The 18,243-nt window shown below is 63.4% G+C and carries 17 protein-coding genes and 1 tRNA gene; 10 read left to right on the top strand and 8 right to left on the bottom strand.

The window, feature by feature from the left end; genetic code table 11:
* Nucleotides 1-326 precede the first annotated feature (326 nt).
* The 4 genes from exbB to ACSQ8R_RS20805 are packed head-to-tail and all read left to right on the top strand — an operon-like array spanning nucleotide 327 to nucleotide 3,973.
* Entirely contained in the window at nucleotides 327-1,439 is a 1,113-nt protein-coding gene (exbB, locus tag ACSQ8R_RS20820) for a tonB-system energizer ExbB (protein WP_436255535.1), read from the top strand.
* Between the two features lies 1 nt (nucleotide 1,440).
* Nucleotides 1,441-1,947, top strand: coding sequence for a TonB system transport protein ExbD (exbD, locus tag ACSQ8R_RS20815; RefSeq protein ID WP_436255119.1), 507 nt, complete (start codon nucleotides 1,441-1,443; stop codon nucleotides 1,945-1,947).
* Complete coding sequence (locus ACSQ8R_RS20810) at nucleotides 1,944-2,933, top strand: energy transducer TonB family protein (RefSeq protein ID WP_436255118.1); 990 nt, start codon at nucleotides 1,944-1,946, stop codon at nucleotides 2,931-2,933. Before exbD ends, ACSQ8R_RS20810 begins: the two co-directional genes overlap by 4 nt.
* 50 nt (nucleotides 2,934-2,983) lie before the next feature.
* A complete protein-coding gene (locus tag ACSQ8R_RS20805; RefSeq protein ID WP_436255117.1) occupies nucleotides 2,984-3,973 on the top strand; it encodes an Ldh family oxidoreductase in 990 nt (329 codons plus the stop codon).
* Here ACSQ8R_RS20805 and ACSQ8R_RS20800 read toward each other — a convergent pair.
* The 4 genes from ACSQ8R_RS20800 to ACSQ8R_RS20785 all read right to left on the bottom strand — a co-directional run bounded on the left by ACSQ8R_RS20800 (nucleotide 3,970) and on the right by ACSQ8R_RS20785 (nucleotide 8,340).
* Complete coding sequence (locus tag ACSQ8R_RS20800) at nucleotides 3,970-5,355, bottom strand: FtsX-like permease family protein (protein WP_436255116.1); 1,386 nt, start codon at nucleotides 5,353-5,355, stop codon at nucleotides 3,970-3,972. The genes ACSQ8R_RS20805 and ACSQ8R_RS20800 overlap by 4 nt on opposite strands.
* Entirely contained in the window at nucleotides 5,352-6,041 is a 690-nt protein-coding gene (locus tag ACSQ8R_RS20795; protein WP_436255534.1) for an ABC transporter ATP-binding protein, read from the bottom strand. Before ACSQ8R_RS20795 ends, ACSQ8R_RS20800 begins: the two co-directional genes overlap by 4 nt.
* Before the next feature lie 2 nt (nucleotides 6,042-6,043).
* A complete protein-coding gene (locus tag ACSQ8R_RS20790) occupies nucleotides 6,044-6,508 on the bottom strand; it encodes a hypothetical protein (RefSeq protein ID WP_436255115.1) in 465 nt (154 codons plus the stop codon).
* An 80-nt stretch (nucleotides 6,509-6,588) separates the two neighbouring features.
* Nucleotides 6,589-8,340, bottom strand: a complete 1,752-nt coding sequence (locus ACSQ8R_RS20785) for an alkaline phosphatase (RefSeq protein ID WP_436255114.1) — start codon at nucleotides 8,338-8,340, stop codon at nucleotides 6,589-6,591.
* A 488-nt stretch (nucleotides 8,341-8,828) separates the two neighbouring features.
* Here ACSQ8R_RS20785 and ACSQ8R_RS20780 point away from each other — a divergent pair, with 488 nt between their 5' ends.
* The 4 genes from ACSQ8R_RS20780 to ACSQ8R_RS20765 all read left to right on the top strand — a co-directional run bounded on the left by ACSQ8R_RS20780 (nucleotide 8,829) and on the right by ACSQ8R_RS20765 (nucleotide 13,356).
* On the top strand, nucleotides 8,829-9,452 hold the full coding sequence (locus ACSQ8R_RS20780; RefSeq protein ID WP_436255113.1) for a ribonuclease D: 624 nt from the start codon (nucleotides 8,829-8,831) through the stop codon (nucleotides 9,450-9,452).
* A 17-nt stretch (nucleotides 9,453-9,469) separates the two neighbouring features.
* Complete coding sequence (locus ACSQ8R_RS20775; protein WP_436255112.1) at nucleotides 9,470-10,330, top strand: DUF817 domain-containing protein; 861 nt, start codon at nucleotides 9,470-9,472, stop codon at nucleotides 10,328-10,330.
* 99 nt (nucleotides 10,331-10,429) lie between these two features.
* Nucleotides 10,430-11,467, top strand: coding sequence for a hypothetical protein (locus ACSQ8R_RS20770; protein WP_436255111.1), 1,038 nt, complete (start codon nucleotides 10,430-10,432; stop codon nucleotides 11,465-11,467).
* Nucleotides 11,468-11,610: 143 nt separating this feature from the next.
* Nucleotides 11,611-13,356: a hypothetical protein gene (locus ACSQ8R_RS20765; RefSeq protein ID WP_436255110.1), complete on the top strand. Its 1,746-nt coding sequence runs from the start codon at nucleotides 11,611-11,613 to the stop codon at nucleotides 13,354-13,356.
* A 78-nt stretch (nucleotides 13,357-13,434) separates the two neighbouring features.
* Here the strand turns inward: ACSQ8R_RS20765 and rpsA are convergent, their stop codons facing one another.
* The 4 genes from rpsA to ACSQ8R_RS20745 all read right to left on the bottom strand — a co-directional run bounded on the left by rpsA (nucleotide 13,435) and on the right by ACSQ8R_RS20745 (nucleotide 17,194).
* A complete protein-coding gene (gene rpsA / locus ACSQ8R_RS20760) occupies nucleotides 13,435-15,141 on the bottom strand; it encodes a 30S ribosomal protein S1 (RefSeq protein ID WP_436255109.1) in 1,707 nt (568 codons plus the stop codon).
* Nucleotides 15,142-15,282: 141 nt separating this feature from the next.
* Nucleotides 15,283-15,930: a (d)CMP kinase gene (cmk, locus tag ACSQ8R_RS20755; RefSeq protein ID WP_436255108.1), complete on the bottom strand. Its 648-nt coding sequence runs from the start codon at nucleotides 15,928-15,930 to the stop codon at nucleotides 15,283-15,285.
* A complete protein-coding gene (locus ACSQ8R_RS20750; RefSeq protein ID WP_436255107.1) occupies nucleotides 15,927-16,556 on the bottom strand; it encodes a hypothetical protein in 630 nt (209 codons plus the stop codon). Before ACSQ8R_RS20750 ends, cmk begins: the two co-directional genes overlap by 4 nt.
* On the bottom strand, nucleotides 16,553-17,194 hold the full coding sequence (locus tag ACSQ8R_RS20745) for an FMN-binding negative transcriptional regulator (RefSeq protein WP_436255106.1): 642 nt from the start codon (nucleotides 17,192-17,194) through the stop codon (nucleotides 16,553-16,555). Before ACSQ8R_RS20745 ends, ACSQ8R_RS20750 begins: the two co-directional genes overlap by 4 nt.
* Before the next feature lie 249 nt (nucleotides 17,195-17,443).
* On the opposite strand from ACSQ8R_RS20745, the gene ACSQ8R_RS20740 reads away from it, so the two are divergent.
* On the top strand, nucleotides 17,444-17,833 hold the full coding sequence (locus ACSQ8R_RS20740) for a TIGR02300 family protein (RefSeq protein ID WP_037080075.1): 390 nt from the start codon (nucleotides 17,444-17,446) through the stop codon (nucleotides 17,831-17,833).
* Nucleotides 17,834-18,002: 169 nt separating this feature from the next.
* Nucleotides 18,003-18,078, top strand: a tRNA-Ala gene (locus ACSQ8R_RS20735).
* The last annotated feature ends 165 nt before the right edge of the window (nucleotides 18,079-18,243 follow it).

Genomic DNA, 18,243 nt, shown 5'->3' with positions numbered 1-18,243 from the left:
CGCTCATTGCACGCGTGAACGGGGCAAATGCCCCCGACACGCGTGAATTTGATCGGCAGCTGGCAGATTTATTAGTTGCCAATTCTACTCATGTTTATTATCCGGTAGCTGCAACATCGCGAACCCGGCGGCAGTGGCCGGCGGCGTTCCGGTGTCCCGTTTCCGTCATTGCCGACGAGCGCTTCAGCGCTGTCCGCCATGCCGAATAGTCCGGAGTAATGCCTGCCATGACCGCTGCCCTGAAGCCCGCTTTTCCGATGCGCCAGCCAATCAGGAGCCGGCTCCCGCTCGTTCTCGCGGCCTTGGCACTGACGGCTTCGACGGTGATGGCGCAGGTGCAGGCACCGGATGCGTCGACGCAAGCACCGCCCGCGCCGCAGGCGGCCTCGCCTTCCGGTGCGCACCCGGCCCCCGCTCCCGCCGCGCAGACGGCGCCGACAACTTCCCGCACGGCGCCGAACGAGCCCGCAGCTTCACCAGCTACTGTGCCAGCCGCCGCTGCGCCCGGCGCAGAGCCGAACAACTCCGCCGCCCCGCCGCCGGAAGCTTCCGCTCCGCAACCCGCCGCTCCGGCGGAAGTGCCGGCGAGCAACAGTGCGCAGCCCGCGCCTGCCAGCCCGACCCAGGCACCGGCACCATCACCGGCACCGGCACCGGCGGCGCGCCAGCCGATCGACATGTTCACGCAATTCCTGGAGCCCGGGCAGCGTTCGGACCTGCCGCACAACCTTTCCCCCTGGGGCATGTTCATGGCGGCGGACTGGGTCGTCAAAAGCGTGATGATCGGGCTTGCGTTTGCCTCGCTGGTGACCTGGACGGTATGGCTCGCCAAGACGCTGGAGCTCGCGGGCGCCCGCAGCCGCGCCGCACGGACGCTGAAGGTCATCCGCGCCTCCCGCACGCTTTCGGACGCCGTCGGCGTCGCCGGAGGCCGCGGTGGCCCCGCCGCGCTGATGCTGCGGTCGGCGGCGGAAGAAATGCAGCTCTCCGAAGCCGCCCTCGACCATGCCCATGGCGACGGCGTGAAGGAACGGGTCGGCTCGGCGCTTTCCCGCATCGAGGCCTATGCCGGCCGGCGCATGTCGCGCGGCACCGGGGTGCTGGCGACGATCGGCTCCACCGCGCCTTTCGTCGGCCTGTTCGGCACGGTCTGGGGCATCATGAACGCCTTCATCGGCATTTCCGAATCGCAGACCACCAACCTTGCCGTCGTCGCTCCCGGCATCGCGGAAGCGTTGCTTGCGACCGCGATCGGCCTCGTCGCGGCCATTCCGGCGGTCGTCATCTACAACGTCTTCGCGCGTTCGATCACCGGCTACCGGCAGCTGCTGGCGGATGCCGCAGCCGGTGTGGAGCGACTGGTGAGCCGCGACCTCGATTTCCGCAAGGTTCCTCCCGGCGGCCGCAAGGCGCCGGTGTCGCTGGTGGCGGGAGGCTGACATGGCCGGCGGTATCCGCGAACAGCACGGCGACGAGCTTTCCGAAAACCACGAGATCAACGTGACGCCGTTCATCGACGTCATGCTGGTGCTTTTGATCATCTTCATGGTCGCGGCGCCGCTGGCGACCGTCGATATCAACGTCGATCTTCCCGCCTCGACCGCCAAGCCCGCGGAGCGGCCGGACGAGCCGCTCTACCTGACGGTCAAGGAAGACCTGAGCCTCAATATCGGCAATGACGCCGTGGCGCGCGAGCAGCTGGCGGCAACCCTCGACCGTGTTACCGAGGGCAAGAAGGACACCCGCGTGTTCCTGCGGGCCGACAAGGCGGTCGACTACGGCCAGTTCATGGAGGTCATGAACCTGCTGCGCGATTCCGGCTACCTCAAGATCGCGCTTGTCGGGCTTGAAACGCTGCCGGCGCCGGCCGCCCCAGCTGCGACGACGCCTGCCGGAAATGCTCCTGCGGCCGCACCCGCCCTACCGGCAGCCGGAGGCAATCCATGAGCCTCGTCGTCTCGCAGGCAGGTCCGGGCGGACGCGTCGGCGAGCTGGCGCTGTGGGGCGCGGCCGGGCTGCTGATGCTGACGGTGCATTTCGGTGCCGCGGCCTATCTGATGCGCGAACAGCCGGAAGTGCCCGCCGACAACGCGCCTCCGGCGGCGATCATGATCGAGCTGGCACCGGAGCCGGAAGCCGCCAATACCGAGGAAGAGCAGATCTCTCCCGACGTGCAGGAGCAGGAACAGGTGATGAGCGAGCAGGCGGAGCCGATTGAGGAACCGCAGCCGGAGCCGGCTGCCGAACCCGTCGAGCAACCGGTCGAACCGCCGCCGCAGGAAGTCGCGGAGCCGGTCGAGCCCGAACCGGTAGAGCCGCCCGTGGCGGAACCGCCGCCGGAGCCGGAGCCCCAGGTCACCGAAACCATCCCCGAACCGCCGCCGGAACCGATCGAGGAGATCAAGCCGATCGACGAGCAGATGACGGCGGCGCTGGACAATGTCGAAGTGCCGTTGCCGGCGGTGCGGCCCATGCCGCCGCCGGTCGCGGAAAAGCCGCCGGAACAGCCGAAGAAGCCGGAGCCTAAAAAGGAGCCGGTGAAGAAGGTCCAGAAGCCGAAGCAACAACAGCAGCAGGCCCGGCCGGACATGGCCGAAGCGAAGATCCAGACCAAGCAATCGGAGCGGACGGCGGCGAGCCAGAATTCCACGGGCTTCTTCTCGCCGTCGGTCTCACCGGCCAAGTGGAAATCTCGCGTGGGTGTGAAGATCCAGCGATATGCACGCCGTTGCCCCGGAAGCGGTGCCGGTAGTGTAACCGTGCGCTTCTATTTCGACGGTAGCGGCAACGTCACGAGAGCTTCCGTGACACGGTCTTCAGGTGACTCTGCGATCGATGACTACATCGTTTCGGCGGTTCAGCGGGCCTCGCCAATTCCAACGCCGCCGCCGGGAGTGCTAAGTTATCTCGATCAGCCACTGACTTGCCAATGAGGATCGGCTATAGGCGGAATATCCCTATTTGAATTGCCCGGATATTCGCTATGCACATCACTCTCCATGACGCCGAAATGCTCGTTCAGAGCATATTCGAAGCCAACGGAGTTATCCCCGAAACCGCCCGATCCGTCGCCCATGCGCTCGTGCATGCGGAAGCTGCCGGGCAGTACGGCCACGGGCTCCGCCGCGTTCCCGCCTATCTCGGCCAGGCGCGCACCGGCAAGGTGGACGGCAAGGCCAAGGCTGCCGCATCCCGCCGGCGTCCGGCGGTGCTTCTCGTCGATGCGGCACTCGGCTACGCCTACCCGGCGTTCGATATCGCAGTCGCCGAACTACCGGCGATTGCGCGGGAACAGGGCATTGCGCTCGGTGCCGTCCATCGGTCGCATCATGCCGGCGTCATGGCGCTGACCGTTGAGCGGTTCGCCGAGCAGGGTCTCGTGGCGCTGATGTTTGCCAATGCGCCGGCTTCCATGGCCGCCTGGGGCGGCAGGAAGCGGCTGTTCGGCACCAATCCGATCGCGTTCGCGACGCCGGTTGCCGGCGAGGATCCGCTGGTGATCGACCTCGCTCTATCGACCGTCGCGGCTGGCAAGATCATGGCCGCCCGCCAGAGGGGCGAGAGCATTCCCGAAGGCTGGGCCTTCGACGCCGACGGCAAGCCGACGACCGATCCGCACGCGGCTCACAAGGGCCTGATGGCGCCCTCAGGCGGCGCCAAGGGGGCGGCGCTGGCGCTGATGGTGGAAATCCTCTCGGCGGGCCTGACCGGATCGAACTTCTCCTACGAGGCGAGCTCGTTCATGGACGAAAAAGGCCCGCCGCCCTCGGTCGGCCAGACGCTGATCGTCATCGATCCCTCCGCGAGCACCGCTTCGGCCGCCGAACGGATCGCCGAACTCGCCAGCGAGATGGCCTCCGAGGAAGGTGTGCGCCTGCCCGGCCGGCGCGGCCAGAACGCGCGCCGGAAAGCGATCGAGCAGGGGCTCGATGTCGAGGACGAGGTGATTTCGGCGATCAGGGCGCTGGGTTAGGCGCGAAGCGCCGCTGCCGGCGACTGGCGGTAGGCGAGAATGGCCGGCACGGCGGACAAGACCGCCGCTGCACCGAGCAGGATCAGCGCCATGCGCCAATCCTCACCGGTAAAGCCGACCGGCAGGATGATGCCGCTCCTGACGGTAAACGCATCGGCAATCAGCCGGGCGGCGGCAAGGCCGGTGAGGAAGCCGAGGCCGATGCCGACCGCCACCAGCAGGAAAAGCTCGAGCCAGACGATCGTGAAAACCGAAAGACGCGGCGCGCCAAAGGCCCTCAGCGCGCCGATCTGGCGCCGGCGCTGGCCGATATGGGTGACGGTGACGAGAATCAGGGCGGCCGCCACCAGCCCTTGAGAGCCGGCCGCGACGGCGCTCAGAACCATCCTGGCATCGCCGAGCGTCGCATAGAGGCTGGTGAGCACCTCGCCCGGGAAGACCGCAAGCGTATTGCCGTTTCGATATTCCTGGCGGAGCTTGTAGGCATCGGCAATCGTCTTCGGCTTGACGAGGACCGCCGGAAGGCCCGGCGCATCGGCCGTGAAGTTTTCGTCGATCGGCGCGTCGGCGTCGATGGCTCCATGATGATCATGATCCTCGTCGCCATGCTCGTCGTGACCGCCGGCCTCGGCGGCCTCGCCTTCATGCCGATGATCCCCGGCATGCTCGCGCGCCGCTTCCAGCGGCGTGTGGCCATGCTCGTCCGTGGCGGCGGCGGCCTGCGTCACCTGTGGCGCTTCGCCTTCGTGATGTTCTTCTTCCTGGTGACCGTGATCGTGGCCGAGGCCATGGACGTGCCAGACGGCCTGGATCGGCACCAGAATGGCGCGATCCCAGGGCGTTCCAGTCGGCGGCAGTTTGCCGGTCACGTGGTACACGACGCCCGCATGGGTTTCTCCGCCCATCTGCGCCGTGCCGTGCATCGGCTTGATCTCGGCACCCAGCGGCAGCTTCACGGCCGCGCCAACCACCGCCTCGCCCTCCTTCTCGAACATGCGGCCAGCGGCAAAACCGGAAACGGTGCTGTCGATCAGCGCGCGCGTGGTGCCGACCAATGGATAGCCGGCAAAGGAATCACCGAAACCGACAGGCGTCGCCCAGGTAACGCGCGGATCCTTCGAGAGCCTTGCCAGCACCTCGCCCGGCATCAGCGGCAGCGGCGCCGGCTGCAGGAAGACCGACGAGAGCACCAGCTGGGTTTCGCTGCCCGCCGCGCCGATGACCAGGTCGAACTTGTCGGCGGCGCGGGCGCTGCCGAGCCGCAAGGCGCGTTCCTGCAGCGTGACGGTGGCGCCAAGAGCGGTGGCGAGCGCGACCAGAAGCACGACGACGACGGCGCCGGCCCAGAGACGGCGCAGGTCGGCGAGGATGAAACGGATCATGCGGCCACCTCTTCGCGCAGGCTGTCGGCGACGATGCGGCCGGCGCTGAGCGTGATGCGGCGGTCCAGACGATCGATCAGCCGCTGGTCATGGGAGACGACGATCAGCATGCTTTTGGCCTCCGCCGCCATGTCGAGCAGCAGTCGTCCAACCGCCTCGCCCGCCTCGACATCGAGGCTGGCCGTCGGCTCGTCGGCGACGATCACGCCCGGTTTGCGCAGGACGGCGCGGGCAATCGCGACGCGCTGCATCTCGCCGCGCGACATGGTCTCGATCTTCTGGTCCGGGCGGGAAAGGCCGACGCCCTTCAGGAGATCATGAGCACGCGCGGTCAGGGCCGCATCGGCGACCCGCGCCAGCCGTGCCGGCAGAAGCACGTTCTCCACCGCCGAAAGGCCGGGAAAAAGATGAAAGTCCTGCATGACGAGGCCGACATGTTTTGCCCGCCAGCGGTCGCGCGCCGTCTCGGAAAACCGCCCGATATCCTCGCCGCTCCAGACGACCTTTCCGGAGGTGGGGCGTTCGAGCCCGGTGACGACGTTGATGAAGGTGCTCTTGCCGGACCCGGAACCTCCGGTGACGGCAACGCGCTCGCCGGCCGCGATCGCCAGGAAATCGACCAGCAGGACGGGGCTTTCGAGGCCGGGGAAAAATTTGGCCAGAGTGTCGATACGTAGGGAAAGCATGGTCATGCGGCCTGGTAAGCCGCGTTCCGGATCCTCAAAAGGCTGACAAATCCGGTCTCGGGATCCTTCCAGGAGCCGACCTCGAGGGTACCGCGCACTTCGATCGTTTCGTTCACCTGGGTGAATGTCTGCTTGCGGTGGAGATAGATGACGATGATGTTGTCGGGCCAGTCCGCATCGGAGGAGCAGAAGGGGCAAAGCGCCATCGGCACTTCGGTCAGCACGAAGAAGGCGGCTTCGGCCTTCAGCGGCGGCGCCATGAAACCGCGGATCGCCACCGGCTGGCCCGCCAGCTTCTTCACCTTGTCGGAAAATTCGAGGCCCAGGACGCCATACTTGCCATAGAGTTCGTTGAAACCAAGGTCATCGGCAGCGAAGGCGGAACGGGCTGCCGCCAACAGCGGAACGGCGGCGGCCAGGCCGAGCAAGCTGCGCCGGCTGAAACCCCGGGAAAAGCGCTTTTCCATGAAACCTCCTGAAACGGTGTTCCCGGCCGTGTCCCGGCCGGGAACATTGTTTTACCACGGGCGCGGCAGGCGGCCAGACCTTAGTTGGTCTGCTTGCTGCCGAGGGCGAAGGTATCGGCGAGCACCTTGTAGATGTCGCTTTGCTCCATGTAACCCTTGAACCCTTCCGAACCGGGGCCGGACGACTGCAGGACGACGTCGTCGACCGAGTGCACGCCGCTGTCGCCGCTTTTCGGAATATTGCCCTGGACGAAAACCGCGCCGGGGACATTCTTGTACTGTTCGTTGGCGACGTATTCCTTCTTCTCGTTCTGAATGGCCGGAACGAACGGGCCATCCATTTTCGGGCGGAAGGTTTCGTAATGGTCGGGGCCGTTGTTGGCGGCCAGGTACAGGCGGCGCGAGACGTCGATCTTGTCCGGATAGCCGTCGCCGTTTTCGTCCTTGTAGTTCGGGAAGCCGGCTTCCGCATATATGCCGACCTTTTCGCGCATCTCGGTGCCCGGCTTTTCGTCGTCAACCGTACCGATGATCGAAACGCCGTGGGTATGGTCGCCGGTGACGACGATCAGGGTGTCCGGATGGGTCTTCTGGAAGTCCCGGGCAACCGCGACAGCCTGGTCGAACTCGATGGTTTCGATGACGGCGCGATCCCAGTCCAGCGGATGGGACATCTTGTCGATCGAGGAGCCTTCGACCATCAGGAAAAAGCCATCCTGATCCTTGGAGAGGCGATCGAGGGCGACCTTGGTCATGGCGACCAGGCCCGGCTGGTTCGGATATTTGTCGACGGTGCCCTTCTTCAGGAATTCGCGGTCGAGCGTGACGTCCAGATTGCCGGGATGGAAGAGGCCGAGGAGCAGGCCGTTGGCATTGACGTTGGCGGCAAGCTCGTTCTTGTCGGTAGCGACGCTGTAGCCCGCATCCTTGAAGAGCTTGATGAAGTCCTTGTCGTCCTTGCGCTTCGAACCGGCAGCCGCCTGCGGCAGGAAATAGGCGGAACCGCCGCCGAGCACGACTTCCGGCTTCACGTCGAGCAGCATGCCGACGACTTCCGCCTTGTCGTTACGGTTGCGGGTGTGGGCGACGACGGCAGCCGGGGTGGCGTCCTCGATTTCCGACGTGGCGACGATACCGATCGATTTGCCGGTCTGGCGGCGGAGGGCTTCGGCGATCGTTTCGACCCGCGGATCGTCCAACGGGTCCGGCGTACGGTCGGCGTAGACGCCGATCGCGTTCACGGCGGTCTTGTGACCGGTCATGTAGGCGGACATCGTGTTGGCCGAGTCGGTGTTGGTCGCGTTGGTGGCCGAGGTTCCGACAAAAGCCATGCGATCGAGGTCGTCCATCGCGAGGCGGCCGTTTGCCTTGCCTTCGGTCATGCCCTTGGACATGATGCGGGCAGCGGTGCGGTGTGCGACCGACAGTCCGTCGCCGAGCAGGAAGATGACGTTCCTGGCCTTCGGGGCAGCGCCCGTGCCGTAGACGTTCCAGGTGACGGTCCTGGTCTCGGAACCGGCCGAGATCTCGACCTTGTAGTCGCCGGCATTGGCGAGCGTCAGGCCGCGCAGAATGACGGCGGAACCGAGGAGCTTGTCCTTGTTCTTTTCTTCCGCGACGAACTGGACTTCCTTGCCGAGAACGGCCTTGTAGTCCTGACCGTTGACGGTGATCCTGATGTCTTCCGGCTTCACGACCGAATTGAACTCAACCTTGAAGTCGAACGGGGAACCGGCGAGGATCGTGGCGCGATCCAGCGGATATACGGTGGCGGCCTGGGCGGCGCCGGCGAGCACGGTCGAAACGACCAGGGCGGCAAAAATCTTGCGCATAGTAACCTCACGAAAAGTTCAAAGGGAAGGCGAGGTTCGTATATCGGTGTCGCGTGACACACACGTGACGCCAGTCACGGATCGCAACCCGCACGAACTCGGCTGCCATGAGGCGAATAATAGCGCTTTATAAGGGGAATCCTGCTCCAGAAACGGAAAAAGCCTGGCGCGGGAGGAGGGTGCGCCAGGCTTTAAACTTGATCGACAACTGGGAGGAGGAGGATGTTGTCGATCCGTATCGAGCAACACTGGGAGGAGGAGTGCGTCGCTCGATGACCAAAGATATAGGCTAATCGTTTAATCACGCCAACCCACCCTGCTGCAATGCAGCAATGCATTGGGCGCAGAGCTGAGCAAATGCCCCGGACCCATCCGATCGCCCGGCGAGGCTTTTCGGCACCTCCTGCACCGCCCTCCCAAGATCACCGTATCGCTTAGGAAAAACGTGGTTTATAGCGGGTCCGACAGACGGACGGACGGAGACGGACATGGCAGAGATCAGGTATCACGAAGGCGATATTCCGGCAGCGGATGCGGCGCGTTATACGGGGGCGATTGCCATCGATACGGAAACCCTCGGTCTCGTGCCCCGCCGCGATCGGCTGTGCGTCGTGCAGCTTTCGCCGGGCGACGGCTCCGCCGACGTGATCCGCATCGCGGCCGGCCAGAAAGAGGCTCCAAACCTCGTCTCCATGCTTGCCGATCCGATGCGCCAGAAGATCTTCCACTACGGCCGTTTCGATATCGCCGTGCTCTTCCATACGTTCGGCGTGACCACGACGCCGGTGTTCTGCACCAAGATCGCCTCGCGGCTGACCCGCACCTACACGGACCGGCACGGACTGAAAGACAATCTGAAGGAAATGCTCGACGTCGATGTTTCCAAGGCGCAGCAGCAATCCGACTGGGCAGCCGAGGTTCTTTCACCGGCGCAGCTCGAGTATGCGGCCTCCGACGTGCTGCACCTGCATGCGCTGCGCGACAAGCTGAGCTACCGCCTGATGCGCGACAGGCGTGTCGAACTTGCCCAGGCCTGTTTCGAATTCCTGCCGACGCGGGCAAAGCTGGATCTGCTCGGCTGGGAAGAGGCCGATATCTTCGCCCATAGCTGAGATGGTCTGACGGGCAGATGGATCAACGCTATCGCGAGCGCCCGGCGGCACACGAGACCGGGCCTTATCTCGAGCCACTGCGACGTCTCATTCGCGGCGCGCTCGCGCCGCTTCCGTGGTGGCTTTCGGAATTCATCCTGTTCGGCCTGAAACAGGCCTGGGCCTGTCTGTTCGCGGCGATCATGCTGGCGCTGCTGCTCATCACCAAAGCCATCTGGCAAGAGGGCTGGCTGGTCCATCGCTACGATTTTCTGTTTCTCGCCGCCCTGACAATCCAGGTCCTGTTCCTGCGCTTCAAGATGGAGAGCTGGGACGAAGCCCGGGTCATCCTCGTCTACCACGTCACTGGAACTGCGATGGAGATATTCAAGGTCCATATGGGGTCATGGGCCTATCCAGAAACGTCGCTTATTCAGATCGGCGGCGTGCCCTTGTTTTCCGGCTTCATGTACGCCGCCATCGGCTCCTTCATGGCCCGCACGATCCGCATCTTCGACATGCGCTTCAGCCATTATCCGCCAATCTGGCAGACCGGCCTTCTGGCAATCGCAATCTACGCCAATTTCTTCAGCCATCATTTTCTGCCGGACATCCGCTATCTTCTGTTTGCGGCGACCGTGATCGTGTTCCGGCGGGTGAATATCCATTTCACCACCGATCGGACAATTTTGCGCATGCCGCTGGTGCTTGCCGCGTTTCTCTCCTCGGTCTTCCTGTGGCTTGCGGAGAATATCGGAACGCTGACAGGCACCTGGATCTACCCGACACAGGAGACATGGCACGTCGTATCGTTCGGCAAGCTCGGGTCCTGGTATCTGCTTCTCTATGTAAGCTTTGTGCTGGTAACGCTGGTGGTGAAGCCGCGGCCGCCCGAATAAATAAGGCGACATAAGTTCTAGTTGCCGGTAACCTTCCGTTAACCCTTCAAATCTAATTTTGCCCGCGGTGTACCTCTCGACGAGACCGGATTTCGGGCCATGTTGCTTCCTACCCAGCAGACTTATGGGCTTGCCGCGACCAACATGATGCAATCGATGCTCGACGGTATCGAGGAGCAGCGCAGGAAGGACGAGGAACAGCGGACCGGCAAGAAAAGCGACCCGGTTGCCGAAGCCCGTATCAGCGCCAGCGAAGACACCCGGCGCGCCCGCGACAAGATTACCTCCGCCCTTTTCGGCGTCACCAGGACCGACCCCAACGAGCTGAAGATCGAACTCGTCGACCGCCTGGCCGCCAAGCTCGGCATCGATACGGACGAAGCGCGCTCTTCCTACAAACTCGGAAAAGCGCTGGAAGATGCCCTGAAAGAGATGATGCCGGACGAGATCGGCAAACTCGCCGAAGATCTCGGCCTCGATGACATCGGCATCTCGATGGACACGCTGCTGGCGGCGATCAAGAACCCTTACGGCGACGACAACCAGCGACTGATGGACGGCCTCAACCGGAAGGCCAATGGCGGCAAGCTCGACACGGAAGTTGAGCGCGTCGTGCAGCGGCTCGAGGATGTCGCCGATCCGAAGTCGCTCGAAGAATTGAAGCTCGGTCCGCAGGGCTATGATCCGACCCGTGTCGAGGATGCCGAAACACGCGCCGAACGCCAGGCAGACATCAAGGCCGCCGAAGCCGGCAAGAAACTCGAAGACGTCCAGAAGATCCAGGAGGTCATCGAGAAGAAGAACGACAAGGCCAGTGCCGAACCGGCCGCCGATGGCGCGTCCGACGCGGCATCCGCGGACGATACGGCGCTACTGGCCCTGTTTGCCGCCGCCGCCGAACAGGTTGCCAGTTCCGATACCGGCGACCTCGAGCCCGAGGGCAGCTCCACCAGTGACGAATCCTCCGCTTCCGACGCCGTCCTGGCGGGCACCGAAGCGCCGACCAGTGAAATGGCCGCGAAAGCGATAGAGGAGCTTGCGGCCCGGAACTCCGACGAATCCGATGCCGACATCGCGCCGGTACGTGTGGACGAGATCGGCATCTATGAATTGTTGAAGAAGAAGTTGGCTGCGTGATCCTGCAATAACCCCCCGTCCCGCCCTCATCTGCATCGCAATGGATCATTTTCGCTGAACCGTCAGCGAAAGGCGGAGCCCGTTAGCGAGTTGTTAACCTTTTTGCCCCACAGTCACATCTGTGTATCGGCACTGGCGACGCCATGAGGCGTTCCGGTCGCAACGCCGTTCGTTGCGAAAAGACAAGAACCCGTTCGGCCGAGTTGTCCTATCGTCTCTATCAGACATTGGAGCGGACGATGCTGCCCCCGGTTCGTACCAGTTCATTCGTCGATTACCAGACACCGTCGCAACAACCGATGCTGCGCCAGCGGATCGACGTGGCCAATACCGCGGCCAATAGCGGGCTGATCGGTTCCTCGCCGATGTCGGCGGGGCGGCTGGATATCCTTTCGCTTTCGGCGCAGCTCCAGCTCGCACAGGGTTTTTCCATCTTCGCCGAAACCATCGGCAGGCTGATCAAGGTCCCCCGCCGCGAAGGCGAGGCACTGGCGGACTATGCCCAGCGCCTTTCCGAGGCGGTCAAGGCGATGAACCCGGCCGAAAAGGCGGCCCTCGAACGCACGCTCAACCAGCTGGTCAAGGGCATTTCGCTACGCCTGCTCACCGAAATTCTCAACAATCCGGCCGGTCCTGAAGCTGCCCGCGTCGCCATACAGCTGGAGACCGCGCAGCTGCTCGAGCGCGATCTCGTGGCAAAGGCCGTCGTCAGTTCCTATCGGCAGAACGCCGGGGCGGAACAGGGGCAGAGCACTTGGCCGCAGCCGGCGAATGCGGCACCATCCGCAGCCGGCCAGGCGTCCGTGCCTGCGGCAGAGGCCGAGGCCGCGCAGCCCGGCGAGGAAACCGCGATCGGCGGAGCGGTGCTGGAGGAGATTGTCCAGGAAGCCGTTCCGCAGGATGCGGAAGCACCGCCCGCGACGACAGTTTCCGGCGCCGCTCAGGATACTTCCGCGCTTTCCGCGGAGGTCGAGGCTTTGGCGGCCTCCATCGACGAGATTGCATTGCAGGCGAACGCCGAGACCGATGTGGACGCCGCGTCGGCATCCGCGCAGGAAGCGGCCGAACTCGCCGAAAGCGAGACGCCGGAGCTTGCGGCCGTGCGAACCGAAGACGCACCGGAAAGCCCGGCCGCCGCACGCGCGGACGAAAACCGGCAGACCGCGAACGCAGTTCCAGGGGATCGACGCACGGCTCAACCCGTCTTTTATGACGGTCCGGCACTGGCCCGGCTTTCCCAGCGCGGCCTCGAACAACAAGGCGGAGCGCGTGGGCTCGATGCCGAGAAGATGGCCAGCGGCGAAGCGACCGTATGGCTCGCGGAAGTGCTTGCCGAGGCCACCAGCGACCTTCTCGACAGCCTGCCGGTTGCGGCAAGGCAGTTGCCTGAACGGCAGGCATTGCGGGAATTGACCGACAAGGAGCTCATCGGAAAATCCGCCATGCAGGCGAGCGAGGCCGCCGGTGCCGCCGCCGCGAAATCCATGCCGCCGGCCACCGGCGAGGCGGCAGGCACCGGTTCGACGGGCCGCACCGGCAGCTCTTCCGCGAACGCGACCGGTCAGCCCACGGGCGCGACGGAACTCACCGAGCAGCTCGCGCTCCCGATCGCCCTGCCGCACGCGTTTCGCGAGGGCGTTGCCCTGCCCTACGTCGCTTATCCGCCGGAGGAGCGCGAGCGGGACCCGGAGGAGCGCCGGACGAAAGCGATTTCGGAGACCGACGAGGACGGTGAACAGCAGCATTCAGCCGGCGATCAGGCGTTCAGCGAGGAACGTCCGGACGAGGACCACGCCCAGGAAGACGAGAGCAGCGACGCTTCGCAGGAAGGCGCCGAAGATGCGGAGCGGGCGAACGACCTCTACTGGCGCATGGCCGGCTGGACCTGAGCTCCACGTCTCAAAAACCGCCCATGAAAAAACCGCCGGACTTGCATCCGGCGGTTTCTATTCTCAGGGAAGCTTCGATTACTCGTTGCTGCCGCGGTTCTTCAGAGCCGCGCCAAGGATGTCGCCGAGCGAAGCGCCGCTGTCGGACGAACCGAACTGAGCGACGGCTTCCTTCTCTTCCGCGATCTCGAGAGCCTTGATCGACAGCATGACCTTGCGGTCCTTCTTGGAGAAGTTGACGACGCGGGCATCGAAGACCTGGCCGACCGAGAAACGCTCCGGACGCTGATCGTCGCGATCGCGTGCCAGGTCGTTGCGGCGGATGAAGGAGGTGATGTCTTCGTGGTTGACGAGCTTCACTTCCACGCCACCGTCGTTGACGGCGATGACTTCGCACGAAACGACAGCGTTCTTGCGCAGCTCGCCGGAAGCAGCAGCGTCACCGACCGAGTCCTTGCCGAGCTGCTTGATGCCGAGCGAGATGCGCTCCTTTTCGACGTCCACATCGAGAACGACAGCCTTGACGACGTCGCCCTTGTTGAACTCCTCGATGACCTGTTCGCCCGGACGGTTCCAGTCGAGGTCGGAGAGGTGAACCATGCCGTCGACATCGCCTTCGAGGCCGATGAACAGGCCGAATTCGGTCTTGTTCTTGACTTCGCCTTCGACTTCAGTGCCGGCCGGATGCGAGTAGGCAAATGCCTGCCACGGGTTTTCGAGCGTCTGCTTCAGGCCAAGCGAGATACGGCGCTTGGACGGATCGACTTCGAGAACGACCACGTCGACATCCTGCGTCGTGGACAGGATCTTGCCGGGATGGACGTTCTTCTTGGTCCAGGACATTTCGGAAATGTGGATGAGGCCTTCGATGCCCGGCTCCAGCTCGACGAATGCACCGTAGTCGGTGATGTTCGTGACGGTACCGGAAATCTTCTTGCCGACCGGATACTTGGCGGCAATGCCATCCCACGGATCCGACTCGAGCTGCTTCATGCCGAGCGAGATGCGGTGGGTTTCCTGGTTGATGCGGATGATCTGTACCTTGACCTGCTGGCCGATGGACAGGATTTCCGACGGATGGTTCACACGGCGCCATGCCATGTCGGTGACGTGCAGCAGGCCGTCGATGCCGCCGAGGTCAACGAACGCACCGTAATCGGTGATGTTCTTGACGACGCCGTCGACAACCTGGCCTTCTTCGAGGTTCTGAACGATTTCAGAACGCTGCTCGGCGCGGCTTTCTTCGAGAACCGTGCGGCGCGAAACAACGATGTTGCCGCGACGCTTGTCCATCTTGAGGATTTCGAAGGGCTGCGGGTTGTGCATGAGCGGGGTGACGTCGCGGATCGGACGGATGTCGACCTGCGAACGCGGCAGGAAGGCAACGGCGCCGTCGAGATCGACGGTGAAGCCACCCTTGACCTGGTTGAAGATGACGCCTTCGACGCGCTCGCCAGCTTCGAACTTGAGCTCGAGCTTGACCCAGCTCTCTTCGCGGCGAGCCTTCTCGCGCGACAGAACCGCTTCGCCCAGCGCGTTTTCGATACGCTCGACGTAAACTTCGACTTCGTCGCCGACCTTCAGCGAACCGTCCTTGCCCTTGGCGCCGAATTCCTTCAGCGCGATGCGGCCTTCGACCTTGAGGCCGACGTCAACGACGGCCATGTCCTTTTCGATCGCGGTGACGCGACCCTTGGTGACGTAGCCTTCAGCCAGATCGTTGGAAGCGAAGGATTCTTCGAGGAGGGCTGCGAAGTCCTCCCGCGTGGGGTTAGATACTGCCATGAAATCTCCTGAGGGTCCCGATACGGGCCCATACAGCGCCGGTGGTTCGTGTTGCACATGCCCAAAGGTTCAAGTCCGCCTCTCTCATCGGGGTTATCCGTGGGAGGCAATCCGGCGCGGGGACTTGAACTTCGGACTATTCTATATCGATTGTCTCTTCAGGGCGGCGTCGATGATGGTCTTCGCTGCCCGAAACGCGGCCTCTATACTCATTTCCGAGGTATCAAGCAAGTGCGCATCGTCGGCGGGCTTCAGAGGACTGTCGGCCCGGCCCATGTCGCGCTCGTCGCGCTTCTTCACGTCTGCAAAGATCGCGGCATAATCCGCCTCGCCGCCCTTGCCGACGATCTCGTCGTAACGGCGCTTCGCCCTGACATCCGCGGATGCAGTGACATAGAGCTTCACCGGAGCATCGGGACAGACAACCGTGCCGATATCCCGGCCGTCGAGCACTGTCCCCGGCCGCCTCAGGGAAAAGGCACGCTGCGCCTCCACCAGCGCGCGGCGGACCGACGGCATCACGGCGATCTTCGAGGCTGCCTCACCGATCGCATGGGCGGACAATATATCACGATCGAGCCCTGCGAGTTCGACCTCACGCGCCATCTTCCCGGCGACCTGCTCGTCATCGAGAGGCAGGCCGGCATCGAGCAGCGCCTTGGCGGTGGCGCGATAGGTCAGCCCGGTATCGAGATGGTGAAAACCATAGGCTTCGGCGATCAAACGCGACAGCGTACCCTTGCCGGCCGCCGCGGGGCCGTCGATGGCGATCGTAAACGTATTGGTCATCGGCGGTCCGCAGGTTCCTTGCAAAATCGGCGCCGCAGTTCGAAGGCGGCGCGATAGGTCAGATAGATCAATGGCGCCAGCACAATCAAGCCGCTCAGAGGTCCTGAAACATGCCGTCGATGCAATTGGGTAGGGTCCGGTCCCAAGGAGAACAGCCGAACAATATCCCACGTCATCCAGATATCGAAAGCCAGCGCGACGGCGGCGAACAGCGCCAGCAACCATGACGAAAAACGCCTGCAGACAATCTCCGTTGCACGCGCCATCGACCCCATTTCAATATCGACCGACGCTTTCTCGGCAGCTTCGACAATCCTCTCCTTTAAGCGATAGGCCCTAGCGGCCAATATGGCATTGATCGCCATGAGCCCAACAAGGACCGCCAGCCCGCCCGCGGCATCATTGCCGGCGTGCCACCATCGTCCGTTGGCAAAGACCACTAAGATAAACGACGCAGACAGGCTGCAAAAAACGATCATGCGGGCGAGGGAAATAGACGCGTGATCCGCCTTCGAGATCAGCACCGCAGGTGAGCCAGCCGCAGGCTTGAAGATGATACGGCCTGCGCCATCCTCCTGCCAATCCTTGCCACGCCCCGTACCGTCCGTATGAGCGCAGCCGGTCATGCTTCCCGCATCGCTCCATACCGGCGGACGAGATCCGCCATATCGCCTTGGCCTGGCATTTCATCTAGCCCTGCCGCCACGCCTTCCCGATCGCCGACCGGACGGTTCTGGCTGACCTTCCATTTACCTTCGATCCCGGCGATCTCGATTTCGACGCCGACGATGCCCTTCAGCTGGGCGCGGATGAAATCGTCGGGCGCGTCCGTGACGGCCCAAGGCATGGCACGGCTCCCCTCATGCTGGCTGGTGATGGCGTTGATCTGCGACAGCAGCCAGTCGGCGTCCTCGACGATGCGCGCCGGGCCCCTGGCCTGGACGATCGCATAGTTCCAGGTCGGCACGACCTTTCCGGTCTCGCGCTTGGTCTGGTACCAGGAGGGCGTGACGTAGGATTCAGCGCCCTGGAAGACAGCGAGAACCGAAGCGCCATCGCGAATGTCCTTCCACTGGCCGTTGGCGCGCGCCAGATGCAGCCGGAGCGTCCCGTTGACCGAGGCCTCGGCATCCAGATGGAACGGCACCGGATTGGCGAGCAGGCCTGAATCGCCGGATGTCACCAGCAGACCGAGCGGATGGGCGCGGATCAGCGCGTGCTGGGTGCGCAGATCCTCTTCGCGAAAATGCGGCGGCTGGTACATGGTCTCGACCTCTTGTCGCTTCCGCCCGCGGCAGGCGGCGGGGCCTGCCCGTCGTGGTGGAATTTTGCTATCCCGACTAACATAAAGCCTGGGATCGGTCACCGCTTTCGCCCTTATGGGGCCCATGAAAAGTTTGTCTTTGACAACAAAGACCGCAGGCCTTATGGGGACCGGCTTAGATTTTCACCCTATAAAGCCGCGATACAAGCGGCGCGCCGAACTATTCGGCCATCCCATGAGGCTCTGACTGTGGCAAAAGCGGAACTCGGAACCAAGCGAACCGACCCCGATACCGGCAAGAAATTCTACGACCTGAACCGCGATCCGGTCGTTTCTCCCTATTCCGGCAAATCCTGGCCGCTGTCCTTCTTCGAGGAGCACAGCGCCGCCAAGAAGATGGAACAGGCCGAGGAAGAAGACGTCCAGGAAGTCGATACCGAAAATCCGGAAGTCGAACTCGTCTCGCTCGAAGAGGGCGACGAGGCGGCCAGCGGCGACGATATCCCGGATATCGGCGATGACGACGATGTCGATATCGGCGATGACGACGACGATACCTTCCTGGAAGCCGACGAGGATGAAGACGACGACGACATGTCGGGCATCATCGGCGTGACCGGCGACGACGACGAAGTCTGATCGGTAATCCAAGTTAAAGCCCGGCAATTCAATAAAAATTGCCGGGCCATCAAATTTCGGCTTGCACTCTCCGTAAACCGGAAGTAATAAGCCGCCACTCCAGCGGGCCAGCGCTTCACCAGCGCCCCGAGGGAGTTCCCAGGACCGGCAAATACCGGACCACCCTGATGGGGCTATAGCTCAGCTGGGAGAGCGCTTGCATGGCATGCAAGAGGTCAGCGGTTCGATCCCGCTTAGCTCCACCAACCTTTCCTTGATTCAAAATTGTTGTGCATTATCAGCTGGATACAGGCCCCGCTTGCGAGTGCAAGTACCCAAGAAAGTACCCATAAAGAGTTCCCATGGCTGAGGCGCCCTGAACTGTTAACCGTGTTCAGTATACCTTATGATTCGCTTTGGGCACATAGACT

It is taken from the genome of Neorhizobium sp. LjRoot104 (assembly GCF_964253725.1).
Classification (GTDB): Bacteria; Pseudomonadota; Alphaproteobacteria; order Rhizobiales; family Rhizobiaceae; genus Neorhizobium.
This window is presented reverse-complemented; position numbering and strand designations above follow the sequence as displayed.